Here is a 16,675-nt window from a genome sequence, read left to right as displayed (position 1 = left end):
CGCGCGAACGGGGGACTCGGCCGTCGTGTGACGGAAGGTCAGCCGAAGATCCGGGGTACCAGCAGGCTGTCGAGCGTGCTGTCCTGGACGACGATCTTGTCCCAGGTCCCCCCGCCGCGCTCCGGCGAGATCCACTCCTGGATGTAGGACGCCCGGGGCGCGCTCGGGTCCGGGCTGGCGTCCAGGGCCATCAACTCCTGGTACGCCTGGATGTCCGCCATGTGGATGAAGAAGTGGATCCGGTCCATCTGACCGAACGCCTCCTCGAACAACAGGACCGTGGTCCTGCCCTTCGCGTTGAGGTTGTACGTCTCGGCGAGGGTGCGCGCGAGCACCCGGGCCTCGGCGCGATAGCCGTAGTTCAATCGGGCGGTGCGGTGCATGAGCAGCCCGGCCGAACCGCTCGTGATCAGATCCGCGACCGGTAGCGACGTCTGCTGGGCGGCCGGCAACAACTGGAACCGGGCTCGGCCGTCGACCCTCTCGATCGGGCTCATCTCCGGCTTCGCCATGGCTTCCGTGGCGGTGCCGAAGATGCCCCAGCGGTGTGGCAGGAGAACGGTCTCCCGCACGCTGCCCGGCTCGAACAGTTCCTCCCAGCCGTCGTCCTCGCCCGCGGAGCGCCCGAAGACACCGCTCCCCCGGTCGCCGCCGCGCTGGGTGAGTGCGGTGTAGTCCTGGAAGGAGCGCAGATGGATCAGCCAGTGCAACCGGCCCCGGGTGCCGAAGCCGTCCTCGTAGCTGAACGCGGTGGCGACGCCTTCGTTCCGCTCATTGAAGTCGTCGGCGAGTGCTCGGGTCTGTGCTCGGGCGCGGGGGCCGTGGCCGGCCCGGATCTGACCGGTGCGCCACAGGACGACCTCGGCGGAGGCCGTGTCGAGCGTTTTGTCCGAGGGGGTGCGCACCTGGTGCTGGGCTGTCGTGACGGTGGGCAGGGAGTCGTCCATGGTCTTCTTCCCTTGGTCCGGGGATGTGTCGGTCAGCGGGCGCCGGCCGTGGCGAGGACTTCGGCGGCGCCGGTCATCAACAGGTCCGCGATGGCGTCGACATCGCGCCGCCGCCAGGACTCCAGTGCGGTTCCCTCCACCAGGTGGTTGAAGGCACCCATCGCGGGCCCGCAGTGGATCTGCACATTGGCCGCGTTCTCCTTGACGCCGTCGCGGGCCAGCCGGGTCGATTCGGCGAAGTACCACTTGAAGACGAGCGCCATCTTCCGTTTCGGGTCGCGCTCGGCGTCTCGGATGAGCTCCGGCCGGCCGGTATCGCGGTAGTGCCGAACCACGTGCTCCCACACCTCGGTCAACGGCTTTCGGAAGCAGGTGCGTTCGAGCGTGGCGAGCGTCTTGCGGTCGATGTGCTCCAGGCCGGGGTGACGGCGGTACAGCTCGTGGAGCTGGTTGGCGCGGGCGGCGAACATCGTGCCCCGTCGTACGACCTGTACGCGCGAACCGATCTCGAAGAGGTCGCCCGCGGGGGCGTAGGTGACGTCCTGGACGTCGAGTCCGGCCAGCAGGTCCTTCACCAGGTCGGAGGTGCCCGCCTGTGGACTGCACTGGTTGATGCTGCCGGTGAGCACGAAGTCGGCGCCGAGCAGCACACAGGCCGCGACTGCCTCCGGGGTGCCGATACCGCCGGCGGCGCCGACCCGCACCGGCTCCCCTCCACGCGGCGAAATGCTCTCCCGCAGCCGGAGCATGGTGGGTAGCAGGGCGAGCGCGACTCCTCCATCCGTGTGGCCGCCCGAGTCGGACTCCACACAGAGATCGGACGCGACCGGTAGTTCCGCGGCGACTGCCGCCTCCTCTTCGGTCAACGCGCCTTCGGCGAGCAGCCGGGTGAGGAGTTCCGGTGCCGGCGGGGCGAGGAACTGCCGCGCGACCTCCGGCCGGGACACCTTGGCGAGCACCTGGTGGGCCGCGATCGGACGGCCGGCCCCGTCGCGATGGGCGCCCTTGGCCCGGAAGAGCACCAGGGGCGCGGTGACCCGGGTGAAGGCGGCGGCCTCGACGAACCGCACTCCGCGTCGCAGATAGAGCTCGACGGTGGCCCGTTCCAACGCCCCGTCCGTCATGTCGTGGAGGAGGTTCATTCCGTAGGCGGCGCCGATCGGCAGCCGTCGTTCGATGTCGTCCAGCGCTGTGCGCACCTCGGCGAGGGAGAGGCCACCGGTGCCGAAGAAGCCGAACAGCCCGGCCTCGGCCAGTCGGATCACCATGTCGGTGGAGGCGATGCCCTGGTACATCGACCCTGCTACATAGGCGTGGCGGGTGCGGTAGACCTGCCGGAACCGCGCCGAACCCAGTTCCGTACCGGGCCGCCCGGCCGGCTGCCCCCGTGGAGCCACCGGCTTCGGAAGGATCGGTTCCGGCCGAGTTCCCGCACGTTTTCCCTGGGCCGCGACAGCTTCGCGCCAGAAGCCCGTGAGCGTTCGCCCCCGGCCGATCTCCCAGATCTCGTCCACGCCGGACTCCAGGAGATGGGTCATGGACTCGCCCCAGCGCACCCGGGAGCGCATCTGTCGGCCGAGGAGCGCCGCCACCGGCTCCCCGGTCGGGTAGGGCCGGGCCGTCACGTTCGCGATCACCGGGAGCCTCGGTGGGCCCAGCGTCACCTCGGCGAGCAGCGCGGCGAAGCGCTCGGCGGCCGGCGCCATGTCCCGGGAGTGGAACGCGGCACTGACCGGCAGCGGGACGCATCTGATCGTGGCGTCACCCGAGGTCAGCAGGCCGGTGATCGTCGACACACCGTCGGGAGTGCCGGAGATCACCACCTGGGTCGGCGAGTTGTCGTTGGCGATCTCGACGTCGTCCCGTCCGGACGCAGCGAGGACTTCTGCCACGTCGCTGACGCCGAGGCCGATGACCGCGGCCATGGCGCCGCCATCGGCCTCGCCCATGAGCCGTGCCCGTTCGGCGACCAGCCGCAGTCCGGTGGCGAAGTCCAGCACGCCCGCCACCACCAGCGCATTGAACTCCCCCAGGCTGTGCCCGGCGACCACGTCGGGCTCGGGGCGTTCGGCGCGCTGTGCCAGATGGGTGAGAGCATGGACGGTGAACAGGGCGGGTTGGGCGTACCGGGTCCGCCGAAGTCGATCGCCGTCGTTCTGGAGACACAGGTCCCTGATGGAGTAGCCGAGGATGTCGTCGGCGAGGGCGCAGTGCTCGGGGAAGGCGTCGAAGACTTCGGCTCCCATGCCCCGGCGCTGACTGCCCTGCCCGGCGAAGAGCAGCGCGCGCACGGCGTCAGAGCTGGCGCGGGACGAGGAGGGTGTCGGTGACTCCACCGGGCACGAATGCCTGCGCTCCGGTGCCGCCGCCCTTCTCCGGGCTGATCATCTCGCGCTCCAGCAGTTTGCGGAACTGCGGGTCGCGGTGCGGCAGGTTGCGCAGTTCCTCCCACGCCTCGTACGAGGCGAGGTGGATCAGCATGTGCAGCCGGTCCATGGCGCCGAAGGTCTCCTCGTAGAGGTACGCGGTGACCTTGCCCCGCAGGTTCTCGTTGACGTAGTTCTGCCAGGCGAAGGCGTAGTACCGCGCCTCCTTGCGGGTGGGGTACCGGGCGTAGGCGACGCGGTGCACCATCAGGGGTGCGTTGGCGGAGTTGAGCTGCTCCTCCGGGGGCACCGAGGTCTGCCGCCACGCCTCCGGGACCCATGCCTCGTGGGTGTGGTCCTCGCCGTAGTCCAGGCCGTGCTGGGGCACGAGGATGTCCTCGGTGATGCTGCCCTGTACGACGGCGTTGCCCCAGCTGCCGAAGCCACGGTCGTCGGCGACGACGTCGTCCTCCAGCAGGATCTTGGTGGTCTCGTCGTGGTCGACCATCTCCAGGCTGGCCGCGTAGTCGGCCGGGCTCTTCATGTTGATGAACCAGTGGTGCTTGGCCTGGTCGCCGAATGCCTTTTGGAAGAAGAAGAACGTCATTCCGTTGAGGTCGGCCTTGTTCATGTGGTTGAGGACCTCGGAAACGAAATTGAGGCCCTCTTGCTCATGTCCCGGCTTGAAATGTGCGTAGCGCGAGATGATGAAACCCGCATTACCCGAGTGCAGTAGTTCCTTTTCGGGCCGGTCGACCTGGTGGCTGGCCGGTTTCATAATGTCGTTCACCGCGATCTCCGCTCCTCATGGGCTTTGATAAGCCGACACTAGGAGGAGCGGGGATCGCGGCGACGCACAGTTTTGCGCAGTCGCTCGAATTACTCTTCTTCGGAAACCTTTTCCTTGCCGTCGGCGGCCTGTTCGGGGCTCGCTTCCGTGGTCTCTTCCGTACTCTCTTCCGTGGCCTCGGGCAGTGAGGTGTCCGGCATGAGGAGGCCGAGGACGAGCGCGAGGACGGCGAAGACCACGACGGTGAGGAACACCGCGGCGAGGGCCTCTCCGTAGGCGCCCACGACGATGTCCCGTTGCGCGCCGGGAAGGTCGCGGATGGCGTCGATGCTGCCCAGCGACTTCTCGTCCAGGCCGCTGCTCACGGCTCCCTTCTCGCTCAGCAGATCGGCGAACCGACTGTTGAGGATGGCACCCAACAGGGCCACACCGATCGCAGAGCCGAGCCGTTGGAAGAAGCTGACGGCGGCGGTGGCCGCGCCGATGTCCGTCTGCGGTACGACCCCCTGTACGGCGGTGATGATCGGCTGGAGGCTGAAACCCGCGCCGATGCCGAAGACGACACCCAACACGATGACCAGCCAACTCGGCGTGTCCGCGCTGATGAAGCCGAGCGGCAGCAGCGTCAACCCCAGCAGGGCGGCGCCGAGGACGGGGAAGATGCGGAAGCGGCCGGTGGCGCTCATCCGGTTGCCTGCGTAGATCGAGGCGAAGCCGACACCGATCATGGTGGGCACCATGGCCAGGCCGGCGGTGAAGGCCGACATGCCCTTGACGGCCTGGAAGAACACCGGGAGGAAGATGATGCCGGTGAACAGCGCCATGCCGGCAACGAGGCTGTAGACGGACCCGAGGGCGAACAGTCTCAGCCGGAACAGCGGGATCGGCATGACCGGTTCGGCGGCACGCCGCTCCACCACGACCAGGGCGACGGACAGCACGAGGGAAGCCGCAAGGAGCCCGAGCGACAGGGGATCCGTCCAGCCGTGCTCGCTACCGGCCCAGCTCAAGTACAACAACAGCGGGGTGGTGGCGGCGATGACGAGGGTGGCGCCCAGATAGTCCACCGAGTGGCTGCGGCGCTCGGTGGGGATCTTCAGTGCGGAGACCGTGACGAGCAGCGAGAGCAGTCCCAGCGGCACATTGATCAGGAAGATCCACCGCCAGCCGATCGCGTCCACCAGACCGCCGCCGACCAGGGGGCCGGCCAGGGTGGCGATGCCGAAGACCCCGGCCACCATGCCCTGGTAGCGACCCCGGTCACGGACCGGGACGACATCGGCGATCACGGCCAGGGCCAGGGCGTAGAGCGCACCGGCGCCCAGGCCCTGTACCGCGCGGGCGGCGATCAACTGGGCGATCTCCTGGGCGATGCCGCACAGCGCGGAGCCCACGATGAAGACGCTCGTCGCAACGATGAACACGCTGCGGCGCCCGAACTGGTCGGACACCTTGCCCCAGACGGGGGTGCTCGCCATCGACGTCAACAGGTACGCCGTGATCACCCAGGCGAGGTTCTCCAGGCCACCCACGTCGCTGACGATGCTGGGCAGTGCCGTGCTGACCACCGTCTGGTCCAGCGCGGAGAGCAGCAGGCCCGTCATCACACCGATGATGGCGCGGTTGATCTGCCGTTTGCTCAATTCGGGTCGGGCTAAGTCCTGCGGTTGCGACGCTGCCATGGGTAGTTGGGGCCCGGTTCCCGAAGGCCAGGACCCATCCCCCTTTCCATTCCGCGCGTACGGATTCTCCGCATGCGGCTTGCCGATGATCTTCTGGACGTGGTTTCGGGCACGGACACTTCGCCGCACCCGGTGGCCGATTGTTCGTACGGCCCCTGGATCCCGCGCCGGCGCGGGATACTACCGGCCCTGACGGGGGTTCGGCAGGATCTCGCCGGCATCCGGCCACGTCCGCGTTCCCCGGCCCGGAGCGATCATCGGAAGACCAGGCGCAGTGCGGGTGTTTCCGCGGGCGCGGACCGTGCCCCGCCCGGGCGCTCCAGCCATAGGCGTCGGCGTTCGAAGGCGATGGGTGGTCGGCTCATCCGGCTGGGCCGGTCGGCGGGAGGAGCCTGCGCCACCACCACATGGGCATTGGTGCCGCCGAAGCCGAACGAGCTCACCCCGGCGGCTCTCCGCCCTGGCAGTGGCCACTGCTGCGCCTCGGTGGCCAGGGCGAACGGCGAGGCGTCGAGTTGCAGTCGGGGGTTGGGGCTCTCGCAGTTGAGCGTCGGCGGGACGATGCCGTGCTCGACGGCCAGCAGGGCCTTGAGGAGGCCGACCGCGCCGGCCGCGTGCAAGAGGTGGCCCACGTTGGTCTTGACCGAGCCGAGCAGGCACCGCCCGGTCCGCTGGGACTCGTCCTCGTCGAAGACGGTGCTCAGGGCCCGGAACTCCAGCGGGTCGCCGATCGCGGTACCGGTGCCATGTGTCTCGATCATGCCGATCTCGGCGGGTGAACGCCGGGCCGCACGCAGGGCCCTTCGTACCGCGGCGGCTTGGGCGGTGGGATTCGGTGTGGTCAGGCCCATGGTCCGGCCGTCGTTGGTCACCGCTGAGCCTTCGATGACACCGCGGATCGGATCGCCGTCCCGCAGAGCGGCGTCGAGTGGTTTGAGCAGGAGGACGACACTGCCCTCCCCCGGTACGAATCCATCGGCGCGCCGGTCGAACGCGGCGCACCGGCCCGTGGGTGACAGGGCGCCTGCGGCCGAGAACTCCAGGAAGGACGTCTCGTCCAGCAGTACGCTGCTGCCGCCGGCGACGGCGAGGTCTATCTCTCCGCTGCGCAGGCTCTGACAGGCCAGGTGGATGGCCACCAGGGAGGACGAGCAGGCGCTGTCCACGACCAGGTGCGGGCCTCGTAGGTCGAAGTGCTGTCCGACGTGGGAGGCGACGAAGTTCGCGTCCGACTCGGGTACTTCGGCCCGTATCTCGCCGCGAGCGGCGTAGCCGGTGCCTCGGGCTCCTGCGAACACTCCGACGTCCCGGCCGGCGAGTTCGGGTCCTTCCAGGCCGGCATCGCGCAAACAGTCGGCCGTGCCCTCCAGGAAGAGCCGGATGGTCGGATCCAAGTAGCGGGCCTGGTCGTCCGTGAGGCCGAAGTGTCCGGCGTCGAACTCCTCGATCCCGTGGACGAAGCCGCCCCATTTGCCGACCGTGCGGCCGGGTTGTGGAGTGGGCCGGTGGAACCGGGAGGCGTCCCAGCGCTCCGGAGGCACCTCACCGATGGCCAGGTGTCCGGCCACCAGGTTGCGCCAGAAGGTCGCCACGTCGGGTGCGCCGGGCAGTCGACAGGACATCCCGATCACCGCGATGGCGTCACTCTTCGGTGTCGATGGCTCGGGTGTTCGCACCCGGTCGGGCTGCGGCTGCGTCGCCGGCGGGGTCTGGGAGTGGCGAACCGTCGTGTGCAATGGCTGGGTGGCTTCGGCCCGTGGCTGGGCGACCGGAGTGGGTTCCTGCGGTCGGTCCGAAGGCGACATGAGCTCGTCCAACCGGCCTGCGAGGGCCCGCAGGGTGCTGTGCTCCAGCAGCAGCACCGGATCGAGGGACCTGCCGACCTGTTGTTCGATCGCGTCGAGGAGCTCACCGAGCATCACCGATTCGACACCCAGTTCGGCGAACTCCGCCGTCGGGTCGAAGTCGGCGGCCGGGATGCCAACCACCCGGGCGAAGATGTCGAACAGCCAACTGGGCACCGGTCGGGCGCCGTTGAGCCGAGGTGAGGGTTCAGCGGTCGGCGACGGAGCTTGAAGTGGGGGCGGTGGCGCATCGTCCACCACGGCCGGCAGTTTCAGAAGCTCGCTCGGGTCCGCGCCCCGCAGCGTGCGCAGTGCCACCACCGGGCCACCGCTGCCCGAGGAGATCACCCGGTCGAGTGCGCGCAGTGCCTCCTCGTCCCCGGCGGAGTCGAGCCCGAACCGGGCGCCCGGGTTGCCCGCGCCCCGTCGGGCGCCACTGTCGCGCCACATGGGCCAGGCCACCGAGTGCACCCAGGAGTTGGCCGCTGCCAGGTGCTCGGTCAGATCGTCGACGTACGCATTGGCCGCCGCGTACTCCAGCACACCCGAGGCGACCGGTGGCACCACGGCGGCAAGCGAGGAGAAGGCCACCAGGAAGTCGGGGCGGTCCGGAAGGCACAGCCGGTAGAGGACGTCCAGCGCATCCGCCTTGGGTTCGAGGACGCGTTGGATGTCGCTCGTGGCACGCCCGGCAAACGGCCCCACCGAAGGGGTCACCGCGGCGCAGTGGACCGCTCCACGCACCGGACCGCTGACTTCACGGACCTGGTCGAGGAAGTCTTCGAGCCCTCCTTGGTCCAGCAGGGCCCCGCGGTGGACGTGCACCCGCGCGCCCGCGGCCTCCAATGCCCGTACGGTCTCCACCGCGGCGCGCGCCTCGGTGCTCAGGTCCGGATCGTCGAAACGCGCCGTCTCCGGTAGCGACCGGGCCCCCAGCAGGGCGAGATGACGTGCGCCGCGTGCCACGAGGTGACGGGCCACGCGGGAGCCGATGCCACGGGTGGCCCCGGTGAGCAGATACACGCCGTAGTGGTCCAGCCGGAGATCGGGAGTCAGGGCGTCGACGATCGGGGTCAGGGCCGGTACGTACGTCTGACCGGCCCGGTGGACGCATTCGCCGTACATGTTTCCCGGCAGGGCGGCCAGCAGTTCCCCGGCCTGGTCGTCAAGTGTCCGGCTGACTTCATCGAGGTCGACCGTGACCGCGGTGAGATGGCCGGTCTCGGCACCGAGGAAGCGTACGAAACCGGCCATGCGTGCCCCGGTGTGCTGCCCCGGGCCGCCGCCGACCGCGCGTCGGCCGCGGGTGGCATGCAGGACGTGCACCGGCCGAGTGCGGCCTGCTGCCCGGCGGGCGGGCCCGGCCGCGGTCAGCCGTTGCAGCAGGGCGACCCGCGTCTGCCACGATTCCGTCCCACCGCTGGGACGGTCGACATCTGTGGTGCCTGTGGTGTCTGCGGTGTCGGTGGGATCGGTGAGATCGGTGAGATCGATGACGGCCGCCAGGTCGGGATGCACGGCCAGGGCCCGGTCCGCGATGTCCTCCCCGCGGGCACCGGTGAGGGATGCATGCGCGTCGCGGTCGCCGCGGCCCTCCTGCACCAGGTGGACCCGGTCGGAACCGATCCACGCGACGATGGCGTGGGCGAGGGCACGGCTGCGTGGACCGTAGAGGCAGAGCAGACTGCCGTGCAGGGCCACCGGGGCACCCACCGGACCGGCCAGGCGCCAGGTCTTGCGATACAGGGGCAGTTCATCGGGACCGTCCGTTGCGGCAGGAGCAAGGGCGGGAGGGACAACGGTAGTGGGGCCCATAGCCGGTTCGGGGTCGGGCAGCCAGCAGCGCATCCGGGCGAAGGGATAGGCGGGCAGCGTCAGCACGCTCGGCCGGAACCCGGCCGGCCACTCGATGGCGACCGGCCGTCCCGTGACCCACTGCGGTGCGAGCGCTTCCGGGCCACCGGTACTGACTGCTTCGTCGGGCCTTCGGCTCGACGGTGCCCGGCCACGGAGCAGCGCGGTCGGATCCCCGTCCAGATGGCGGCGGAGCCGCCTGGCCAGTTCGTCGACGTCGGCCACCACCGCGGCGGCCCGCTCCCTCAGGTGGTGGCGGCCTTCGGTGAGGGTGAAGGCCAGATCGGTGAGATCGATGGTCGGATGGTCGCGCAGATGGTCCGACAGACGGGTGATCACCTCGCGCAGTCGGTCCTCGTCATAGGCCGAGAGCATGATCAGGGTCGCGTTCGGCGGAGAGGGGGCCGGTGCGGGCGGGGTCGGGCGGGTGGGCGGCTCCGCAAGGATGACGTGGGCCAAGGTGCCCCCGGCGCCGAACGAACTCACCCCGGCCCGACGCGGCTTCCCGTCCGGCACGGTCCACGGTTGCAGGGTGCGCTGGACCCGCAGCGGGGAGGAGTCCCAGTCGATGTCCGGGTTGAGTTCCTCGGCGTGCAGGGAAGGCACCAGCGTCCGATGGGTGAACTGGAGCACGGCCTTGGCGATCCCGGCCAGGCCGGCCGATGCCTCGGCGTGGCCGATGTTGGACTTCACCGACCCCATCGGCAGGGTGGCACGCCCCATCGCGTCCGGCTGGAACACCCGGTGCAGGCCCTCGACCTCGATCGGGTCACCGAGTGCGGTGCCGGCGCCGTGCGCCTCCAGGTATCCGATGTCCTCGGGCTCCAGTCCGGCGTCCGACAGGGCCTGTTGGACCACCTCGGCCTGGGCGGTGGGGCTCGGGACGATCCATCCGTTGGTTCGTCCCGCGTTGACCACGGCGGTGCCGGCCACCACGGCGTGCACCCGGTCGCCGGCGGCCAGGGCCGCCGACAGCGGTTTGACGATCAGGGCGCAGACGGTCTCGGCGGGGACCATCCCGTCGCCGCCGCGTCCGAAGCTGCGACAGAGGCGATCGCTGGACGCTCCGCCCAATCGGTCGATCTGGCGGAACTTGTTCGGATGGAGCGACAGATTGGTCGCGGCGACCACAGCGGCCTCGCAGTCGCCCGCGCGCAGGGCACGGGCGGCCAGGTGCAGGGCGACGAGGGAGGCGGAGCACATGGTGTCCACGGTCATGCTGGGGCCGTGCAGGTCGAAGGCGAACGAGATGCGGTTGGCGATGCCCGCCACGGTGGAACCACTGTCGGCGACGGCGCCGCGCAGGCTGTGCTCCACTCCGAAGTACGGATACTCGTTGTACATGGACCCGACGTAGACACCGACCTTGGAGTCATGGGCGGTGCGTAGTCGGTGAGCCGGGTAGCCGGCGTCGTCGAGGGCCTCCCAGACGGCTTCCAGACAGAGCCGCTCCTGTGGATCCATCAGTTCCGCGTGCCGGGGGCTGATGCCGAACAGCAGCGGGTCGAACCGGTCCACATCGCTGAGGTAGCCGCCGTGCATCAATGAGGCCGGCCAGCCCGGTCGCAGCCGGTCGGCGGGCATCGGGCCGACCGTGCAGGTGCCCGTCCGCAGGCGCTCCCAGAACTCGGCGAGCGAGTCGGCGCCGGGGAACCGGCCTGCGATACCGACGATGGCCAGGGGCTCGGGCGCGGTGGGTCCCGGTGCGGACGGGCTCACCCGGACACGGGCGGACACGTCCACCGGTGCACTGTGGCGCACCGCGAGCACGGTGGCGATGTCGGCGAGGGTGCGGTGCTGGAAGAACAGTGTCTTGCTCCGCTCCCCCAGGTCATGGGCGAGACGGGTGTTGAGTCGGGTGATCAGGAAGGAGCTGAGACCCAACTCCTCCAGTGGGATGTGTGGATGGGCGTCCTCCACGGGCAGGCCGGCGGTCTCGGCGAACAGCCGGCACATGTAGTCGAGCGCCCAGCCGCCATCGGTGGGCGGCGACGCTTCGGGGTCGGGGTCGGGGTCAGGGTCAGGGTCGGGAGCAGGTTCAGGAGCAGGAGCAGGTACGGGGTGCACAGATGACGGGTCGAGGTCGTCGAAGGGGTACGACGGCAGCGTGATGCGCCGGGCCGGTACCTTCCACAGGGGCAGCCAGTTCACCTCCTGACCGGCCAGCCATGCCGCCACCGCCTCGTGCCGGTCGGTGACTGATGTCGGTTCCGCGGTGTGGGAGGGGACCGTGTGCACCACGGAGCGCCGCACCGCCGCCGATGACCTGGCCTCCACCACATCGTCGAGCGCCGCACACAACTGCGCGACCGTGCGACACCGTACGGCGAGGCGGTGGCCGAGCGGCACCCGACCGTTCTGGCTGGTGTACGCAATGTCGGCCAACGCCGGCGGTTCCGCGGTGTCGAGGAAGTCCCGGTAGAGCCGGGCAAGGTGCACCAGCCGCTCCTCGTCGGCCGCTGAGAGGAGGACCCACTGTTCCTGCTCGCTGTACACCACGCTCACCCCTGTCATCCAGCGTTCGGTGTTCCGCCCCGCACGTTAGAGGCGTACGGGCGCCTGCCCCGCTCACTCCTGAGCGTTGTGACCGGCCCATCGGATTCGTCCTGCGCGGTGCATGCGGCCCAGAGGCGGGGCAGCAGACTGCCGGTGCCCGCCTGGTGGAGCTCGGTGACCCCGGCGTCTCGGAGGTAGGACATGCTGTCGGACCAGCGCACCGGCCTGTACAGGTGCTGGGCGAGCAGTTCGGGCAGTCGGTCGAGGCGATGGGGCCGGGCGGTCACATTGGAGATCACGGGAACGCGGGGAGGGTCGAACGTGACCGTGGCGAGCACTTCGGCGAACCCCGCGGCGGCGTCGGCCATGTATCGGGAGTGGCCGGGGTTGGGCGCGTCGATCAGGGTCGCCTTGGCGACACCGCCCGCGCGGATCACCGCGGCGAGCGCCCGCAGTGATCCGGTGGGGCCGGCCAGTACGGTCTGGTCCGGTGCGTTCAGGTTGGCGATGTCGATGTCGGCGAACCCCTCGGTCGCCATCACAGCCGTCAGCTCCCGCACTCCGATGCCCGTGACCGCCAACATCCCACCGGGCACCGGGCATGCGGAGATCAACCGGGCCCGGGTGTGCACCAGACGCAGTGCGGTGGGGAAGTCGATGCAGCCGGCGTGGCACAACGCGGTGAGCTCGCCCATGCTGTGACCGACCAGATAGGACGGTTCGGGGGCATCCAGTGCGGCAAGGCGGGTGATGACGAAGAGCGTTGGCTGCACCCTGGACAGGTGGCGCCAGACGCTGCCCGACTCGGCTGTGAGCACCGGACGCAGGGGATGACCGAGAACGGCCTCGGCCTGCGCGGTCAGCTCGGGATACCGGTCGAGAAGTTCGGCACCGCTCTGCCCGCGCAGGGCACCTTGTCCGGCGAAGGCGAGGGCTGTCAGCACGGATCTATCCCTCCCACGGCATCCGCTGGTGGTGTACGTAGTTGTCGATCCTGGTGCGCACCGCCGGTGCGGCGAGCAGTTGCGCGAACACCTCGCCGGCGTGGGTCCGCGCGGTGTCGGGGATGGGGGCGAGGCTTGCGCAGTACGCCTTCGCGGCGGCGGTGGTCGACCGGTCAATCTTGGTGACGCGACCCAGCAGTCTGCGCAGTTGCTGCCCGTGTCCACCTTCCAACTCGTCGACCAGTCCGAAGGCGCGTGCGTCGGATGCGGTGATCGGTGCCGTGGACAGGGTCATGGCATAGGCCCGTTGGAAGCCGATCCTGCGCATCAGGAACGGCAGGATGTTGCAGGGCAACAGGCCCCACAGGGCCTCGGGCAGGGCGAAGGAGCTGCGGTCTGTGGCGACCACCAGATCACAGGCTGCGACCAGTCCGACCCCACCTCCAGCCGCTTGGCCGTCGACCTTGGCGAGCACGGTGATCGGCACCTCGGTGAGCCGGTGGAGCAGGTCGAAGAAGTCACCGCCGCCGCTGTCGCCCTCGTCGGTGGAGATGTCGGCGAGGTCCATGCCCGTGCACAGTGTGCCGCCGCTGCCCTCCAGGACCAGGGCGCGCGTCCGTGGATCCACGGCGGCCGATTCCACCGCGTCGCGCAGCAGGGCGACGTCGTCGGGTGTCAGGCTGTTGCGGCGGTGCGGTCGGTTGATCGTGAGCCGGGTGACGGGGCCGTCCCGCTCGACGAGCACGGCCGGACCGGTGGTGTGGGTGGCCATCAGGTCCACCTGTACGTGCGGTGGTACCCCTCGATCCGATCCAGTACCAGCAGGCCCCGGCCGGTGAACTCCTTGCCGAGGTCGCTGTGTTCATCGAGGTCGAAGTGGGCGTCCCGCACTCCGAACTGAGCACGGTCGCCCGCTGCGGCGACCAGGTCGTACTCGGCGATGGTCAGGGGCCTGCGGGTGGCCAGCGCTTCCTCGACGCCGAGCGCCGCCAGGTCGTCCACCGCCCGGGGGTGGACGACACCGCTGAAGAACTCGGAGGCGCAGCCGGATCCGTAGGAGAACAGTCCGATCCGCCTGGGCTGGGGAAAGCTGCCGTGGCGGATCAGCGAACACAACGCCAGATAGAGGGAGGCGGAGAAGATGTTGCCGACCTCTGCGCCGTACACCTGGGACTGGCTCACCCGCCGTTCGTAGTCGGCGTCCACTTCCTGTTGGTCGGAGTTGCGCTGTTGGCGCAGGAGTCGTCGGTGGGCGCCGCGCACCATGCCCACGAACGGGGTGTGGAAGCCCAGATAGGCGAAGCTGTCGACGACGTCGGTGCCGTCCACCCGGTCGCGGTAGGCGCCGAACGCCTGTTGTACGCATTCGAGGTAGGCCAGCATGGAGACGTCCTGGTTGACCACGTCGATGCCGGGGCCGGGCCGGAAGGTGTCCATCACCTCGAAGGTGTGGCAGCCGCTGGCGCCGAGGTCGATGTCCAGGGTGGTGGCTTCACGGCCGATGAGCATGGCGACTGCTCCGGCGCCTTCGGCGCCCTCCCACTGTTCGCCCAGTGCCGGCACCCCTGCGGCATCGGCGGCGATGACCAGGGCGAGCGCATCGTCGAAGGGGCTCGCGTGCACCATGCCCACGGCGGAGTGCAGCGCCGCGGTACCTCCGTAGCACGCTTGTTTGACCTCGAAGGAGCGGCAGCGGGGGCCGAGTTCAAGATAGTGGTGCACATAGGTGCTGATCGACTTGCCGAGGTCGACGCCCGACTCGGTGGCCACCACGACGGCCTCGATCCGATCGCGTTCTGCCGGGGTGAGCCCGCGCACCAGCGGAAGGGCTGCGTTGACCGCATTGGTCACGGCGTCCTCGAACGGCAGGTTGACCGACTTGCGGCGCATCATCAGATTGCCGAAGCGGCTCATGTCGTGGCCCCGGGTCTCGTACAGGGTCCTGATGTCGACGCAGGTCCGTCCCACGTACGGGTGGAGTGCTCTGATTCCGACGCCCATGCGGCTCTCCCGTCTGCCGGAGCGCGCCGGCGTCCGTCTGACCGGCGCTGAGCATGACGCGGAGAGGAACGCGGTGACTGCACACTATTGCGCAGTCTGGGGATCCTCTTGCGTACCACGCTAACCTCACGAAGCTATGTCAGGAACATGAAAATTCGACGTCGTGCGAAGGGAGGGGGACGCCCTCACCGGGACCGGTAACGGGGCAGACCCCGCCAGATGGGCGGGACGTTGCGGACACGACCTAGGGCCGCGCTAAAGGGCTCCTTAAGGCGGAACCGCTAGAAGTGCTCCAGTGCAAAATCAGTCCAAAATGCTCCGACCTGGCCACGAGGAGGCGCAGGGCCGATGCAATACTCCGGAACGGTGGCGCACGTGTGGTGCCGGGAAGTCGCCGACGAGGCGGCAACCGGTGGCGGCGTAGGCGTCGCTGACGTCGAATGGGCGCTGTCCGATTCCGAACGGGCCAGCAGGGATGCGTTGCGTCGCACACAGGATCGCGCTGTGTACGGTGCGGCCTGGGGTCTTGTCCGGCACGCCCTGAGCACCGTTGAACCCCGGGTGCACCCGGACGAGTGGCGTTTTCTCCGTTCCAGCCTCGGTCGCCCCGAGGTGCACTATCCGACCTGGGCTCGTTCCCTTAGGTTCAATCTGTCGCACACGGACGGCATCGTGGCTTGTGTGACAACCCGGGGTGCGCGTTGTGGTGTTGATGTGGAGCGCCCTGTTCGGGTGCTGCCGCTGCACCGGCTCACCAGGTCCGTGCTCTCGGAACGCGAGCAGCGCGAGTTCGATCTGGCCCCGCCGGGCCGGCGCCAGGAACTGTTCTTTCGCTACTGGACGGTGAAGGAGGCGTACCTCAAGGCGATCGGCTCGGGAATGCGGTTTCCCATGACCGCGTGCGAGTTCTCGGTCGGAAGCAGCCGGCCGGCGCTGCTGTCCCTCGCCGCAGGGCCCGAGCACGCCCGATACACGTTCAGACAGTGGCCGGTACAGCGCGGTGGACTCCTCGCCCTGGCGGTACAGGGCAGGGCGACCATCGAGCAGGAGAGCGATGTCACGGTCAGGGTTCACCTGTCCGGCACCGACGACGAACGCCCGCAGACCGCACGGTTCTGATTGGATCGAAGGATGAGCGAATCGATCATCTTTTTCGAGGAACAACGACGGTGGGAGCAGTGGCTGGAGGAGAACCACAACACTGTTGCCGGTGTGTGGGTGAAGATCGCGAAGAAGGCCAGCGGGCTGCCGAGCATCACCTATGCGGAGGCGCTCGACGTCGCCATCTGCTTCGGGTGGATCGACAGCCAGCGCGACAAGGTGGATGACCAGTACTGGCAGCAGCGCTTCACCCCGCGGACCAAGAAGAGCCCGTGGTCGCAGGCGAACCGGGAGCGGGTGGAGCGACTGAGCGCGGCGGGCAACATCCGCCCGGCGGGCCAGCGCGAGATCGACGCGGCGAAGGCCGACGGGCGTTGGGAGGCCGCCTACGCCTCCCAGAGCAAGATGACCGTGCCGGACGACTGGCAGTCCGCACTCGCCGAGGAACCCGAAGCGGCTGAGTTCTTCGCGACGCTGGACAGCAAGAACCGGTACGCCATTCTGTACCGCATCCAGAGCGCCAAAAAGGCCGAGACGCGCGCCAAGCGCATCGAGAAGTTCATCGCAATGATGTTGAACAAAGAGAAGCTATACCCGTAATGATTCGCCTGGTCGGGGTCCGGCCCACCGCGGCCGTGACCCCGAATCCT

Annotated in this window: 10 protein-coding genes; 2 read left to right on the top strand and 8 right to left on the bottom strand. The window is 69.1% G+C overall.

Annotation, left to right across the window (positions count from 1 at the left end):
* Positions 1-38: 38 nt before the first annotated feature.
* The 8 genes from ACFXJL_RS30235 to ACFXJL_RS30200 form a co-directional block, all read right to left on the bottom strand.
* Positions 39-947, bottom strand: coding sequence for a DUF6039 family protein (locus ACFXJL_RS30235; protein WP_384697603.1), 909 nt, complete (start codon positions 945-947; stop codon positions 39-41).
* 32 nt (positions 948-979) lie between these two features.
* Entirely contained in the window at positions 980-3,283 is a 2,304-nt protein-coding gene (gene fabD, locus ACFXJL_RS30230; protein ID WP_384697600.1) for an ACP S-malonyltransferase, read from the bottom strand.
* Positions 3,243-4,103 carry a DUF6039 family protein gene (locus ACFXJL_RS30225; protein WP_358880597.1) on the bottom strand — a complete coding sequence of 287 codons (861 nt, stop codon included), beginning with the start codon at positions 4,101-4,103 and terminating at the stop codon, positions 3,243-3,245. The genes fabD and ACFXJL_RS30225 overlap by 41 nt, the downstream gene beginning before the upstream one ends.
* An 89-nt stretch (positions 4,104-4,192) precedes the next feature.
* Complete coding sequence (locus ACFXJL_RS30220) at positions 4,193-5,746, bottom strand: MDR family MFS transporter (RefSeq protein ID WP_358880598.1); 1,554 nt, start codon at positions 5,744-5,746, stop codon at positions 4,193-4,195.
* A 293-nt stretch (positions 5,747-6,039) separates the two neighbouring features.
* Positions 6,040-11,997 (bottom strand): beta-ketoacyl synthase N-terminal-like domain-containing protein, encoded by a 5,958-nt coding sequence (locus ACFXJL_RS30215; protein ID WP_384697596.1) that lies wholly within the window; start codon positions 11,995-11,997, stop codon positions 6,040-6,042.
* On the bottom strand, positions 11,994-12,923 hold the full coding sequence (locus ACFXJL_RS30210; protein ID WP_384697594.1) for an ACP S-malonyltransferase: 930 nt from the start codon (positions 12,921-12,923) through the stop codon (positions 11,994-11,996). The genes ACFXJL_RS30215 and ACFXJL_RS30210 overlap by 4 nt, the downstream gene beginning before the upstream one ends.
* A gap of 4 nt (positions 12,924-12,927) precedes the next feature.
* Positions 12,928-13,695 carry an enoyl-CoA hydratase-related protein gene (locus ACFXJL_RS30205; RefSeq protein WP_384697591.1) on the bottom strand — a complete coding sequence of 256 codons (768 nt, stop codon included), beginning with the start codon at positions 13,693-13,695 and terminating at the stop codon, positions 12,928-12,930.
* Positions 13,695-14,924, bottom strand: a complete 1,230-nt coding sequence (locus tag ACFXJL_RS30200) for a hydroxymethylglutaryl-CoA synthase family protein (protein WP_384697588.1) — start codon at positions 14,922-14,924, stop codon at positions 13,695-13,697. The genes ACFXJL_RS30205 and ACFXJL_RS30200 overlap by 1 nt, the downstream gene beginning before the upstream one ends.
* A gap of 714 nt (positions 14,925-15,638) precedes the next feature.
* Here ACFXJL_RS30200 and ACFXJL_RS30195 point away from each other — a divergent pair.
* Both ACFXJL_RS30195 and ACFXJL_RS30190 read left to right on the top strand, forming a co-directional pair.
* Positions 15,639-16,043: a 4'-phosphopantetheinyl transferase superfamily protein gene (locus tag ACFXJL_RS30195; protein ID WP_358880603.1), complete on the top strand. Its 405-nt coding sequence runs from the start codon at positions 15,639-15,641 to the stop codon at positions 16,041-16,043.
* 12 nt (positions 16,044-16,055) lie between these two features.
* Positions 16,056-16,625: a YdeI family protein gene (locus tag ACFXJL_RS30190; protein WP_384697585.1), complete on the top strand. Its 570-nt coding sequence runs from the start codon at positions 16,056-16,058 to the stop codon at positions 16,623-16,625.
* Positions 16,626-16,675 lie beyond the last annotated feature (50 nt).

Source organism: Streptomyces sp. NPDC059256 (assembly GCF_042753785.1).
In the GTDB taxonomy this organism is placed as follows: Bacteria; Actinomycetota; Actinomycetes; order Streptomycetales; family Streptomycetaceae; genus Streptomyces.
Note: the sequence above shows the minus strand (reverse complement) of the source record. Positions and strands in the feature narration are given on the sequence as shown.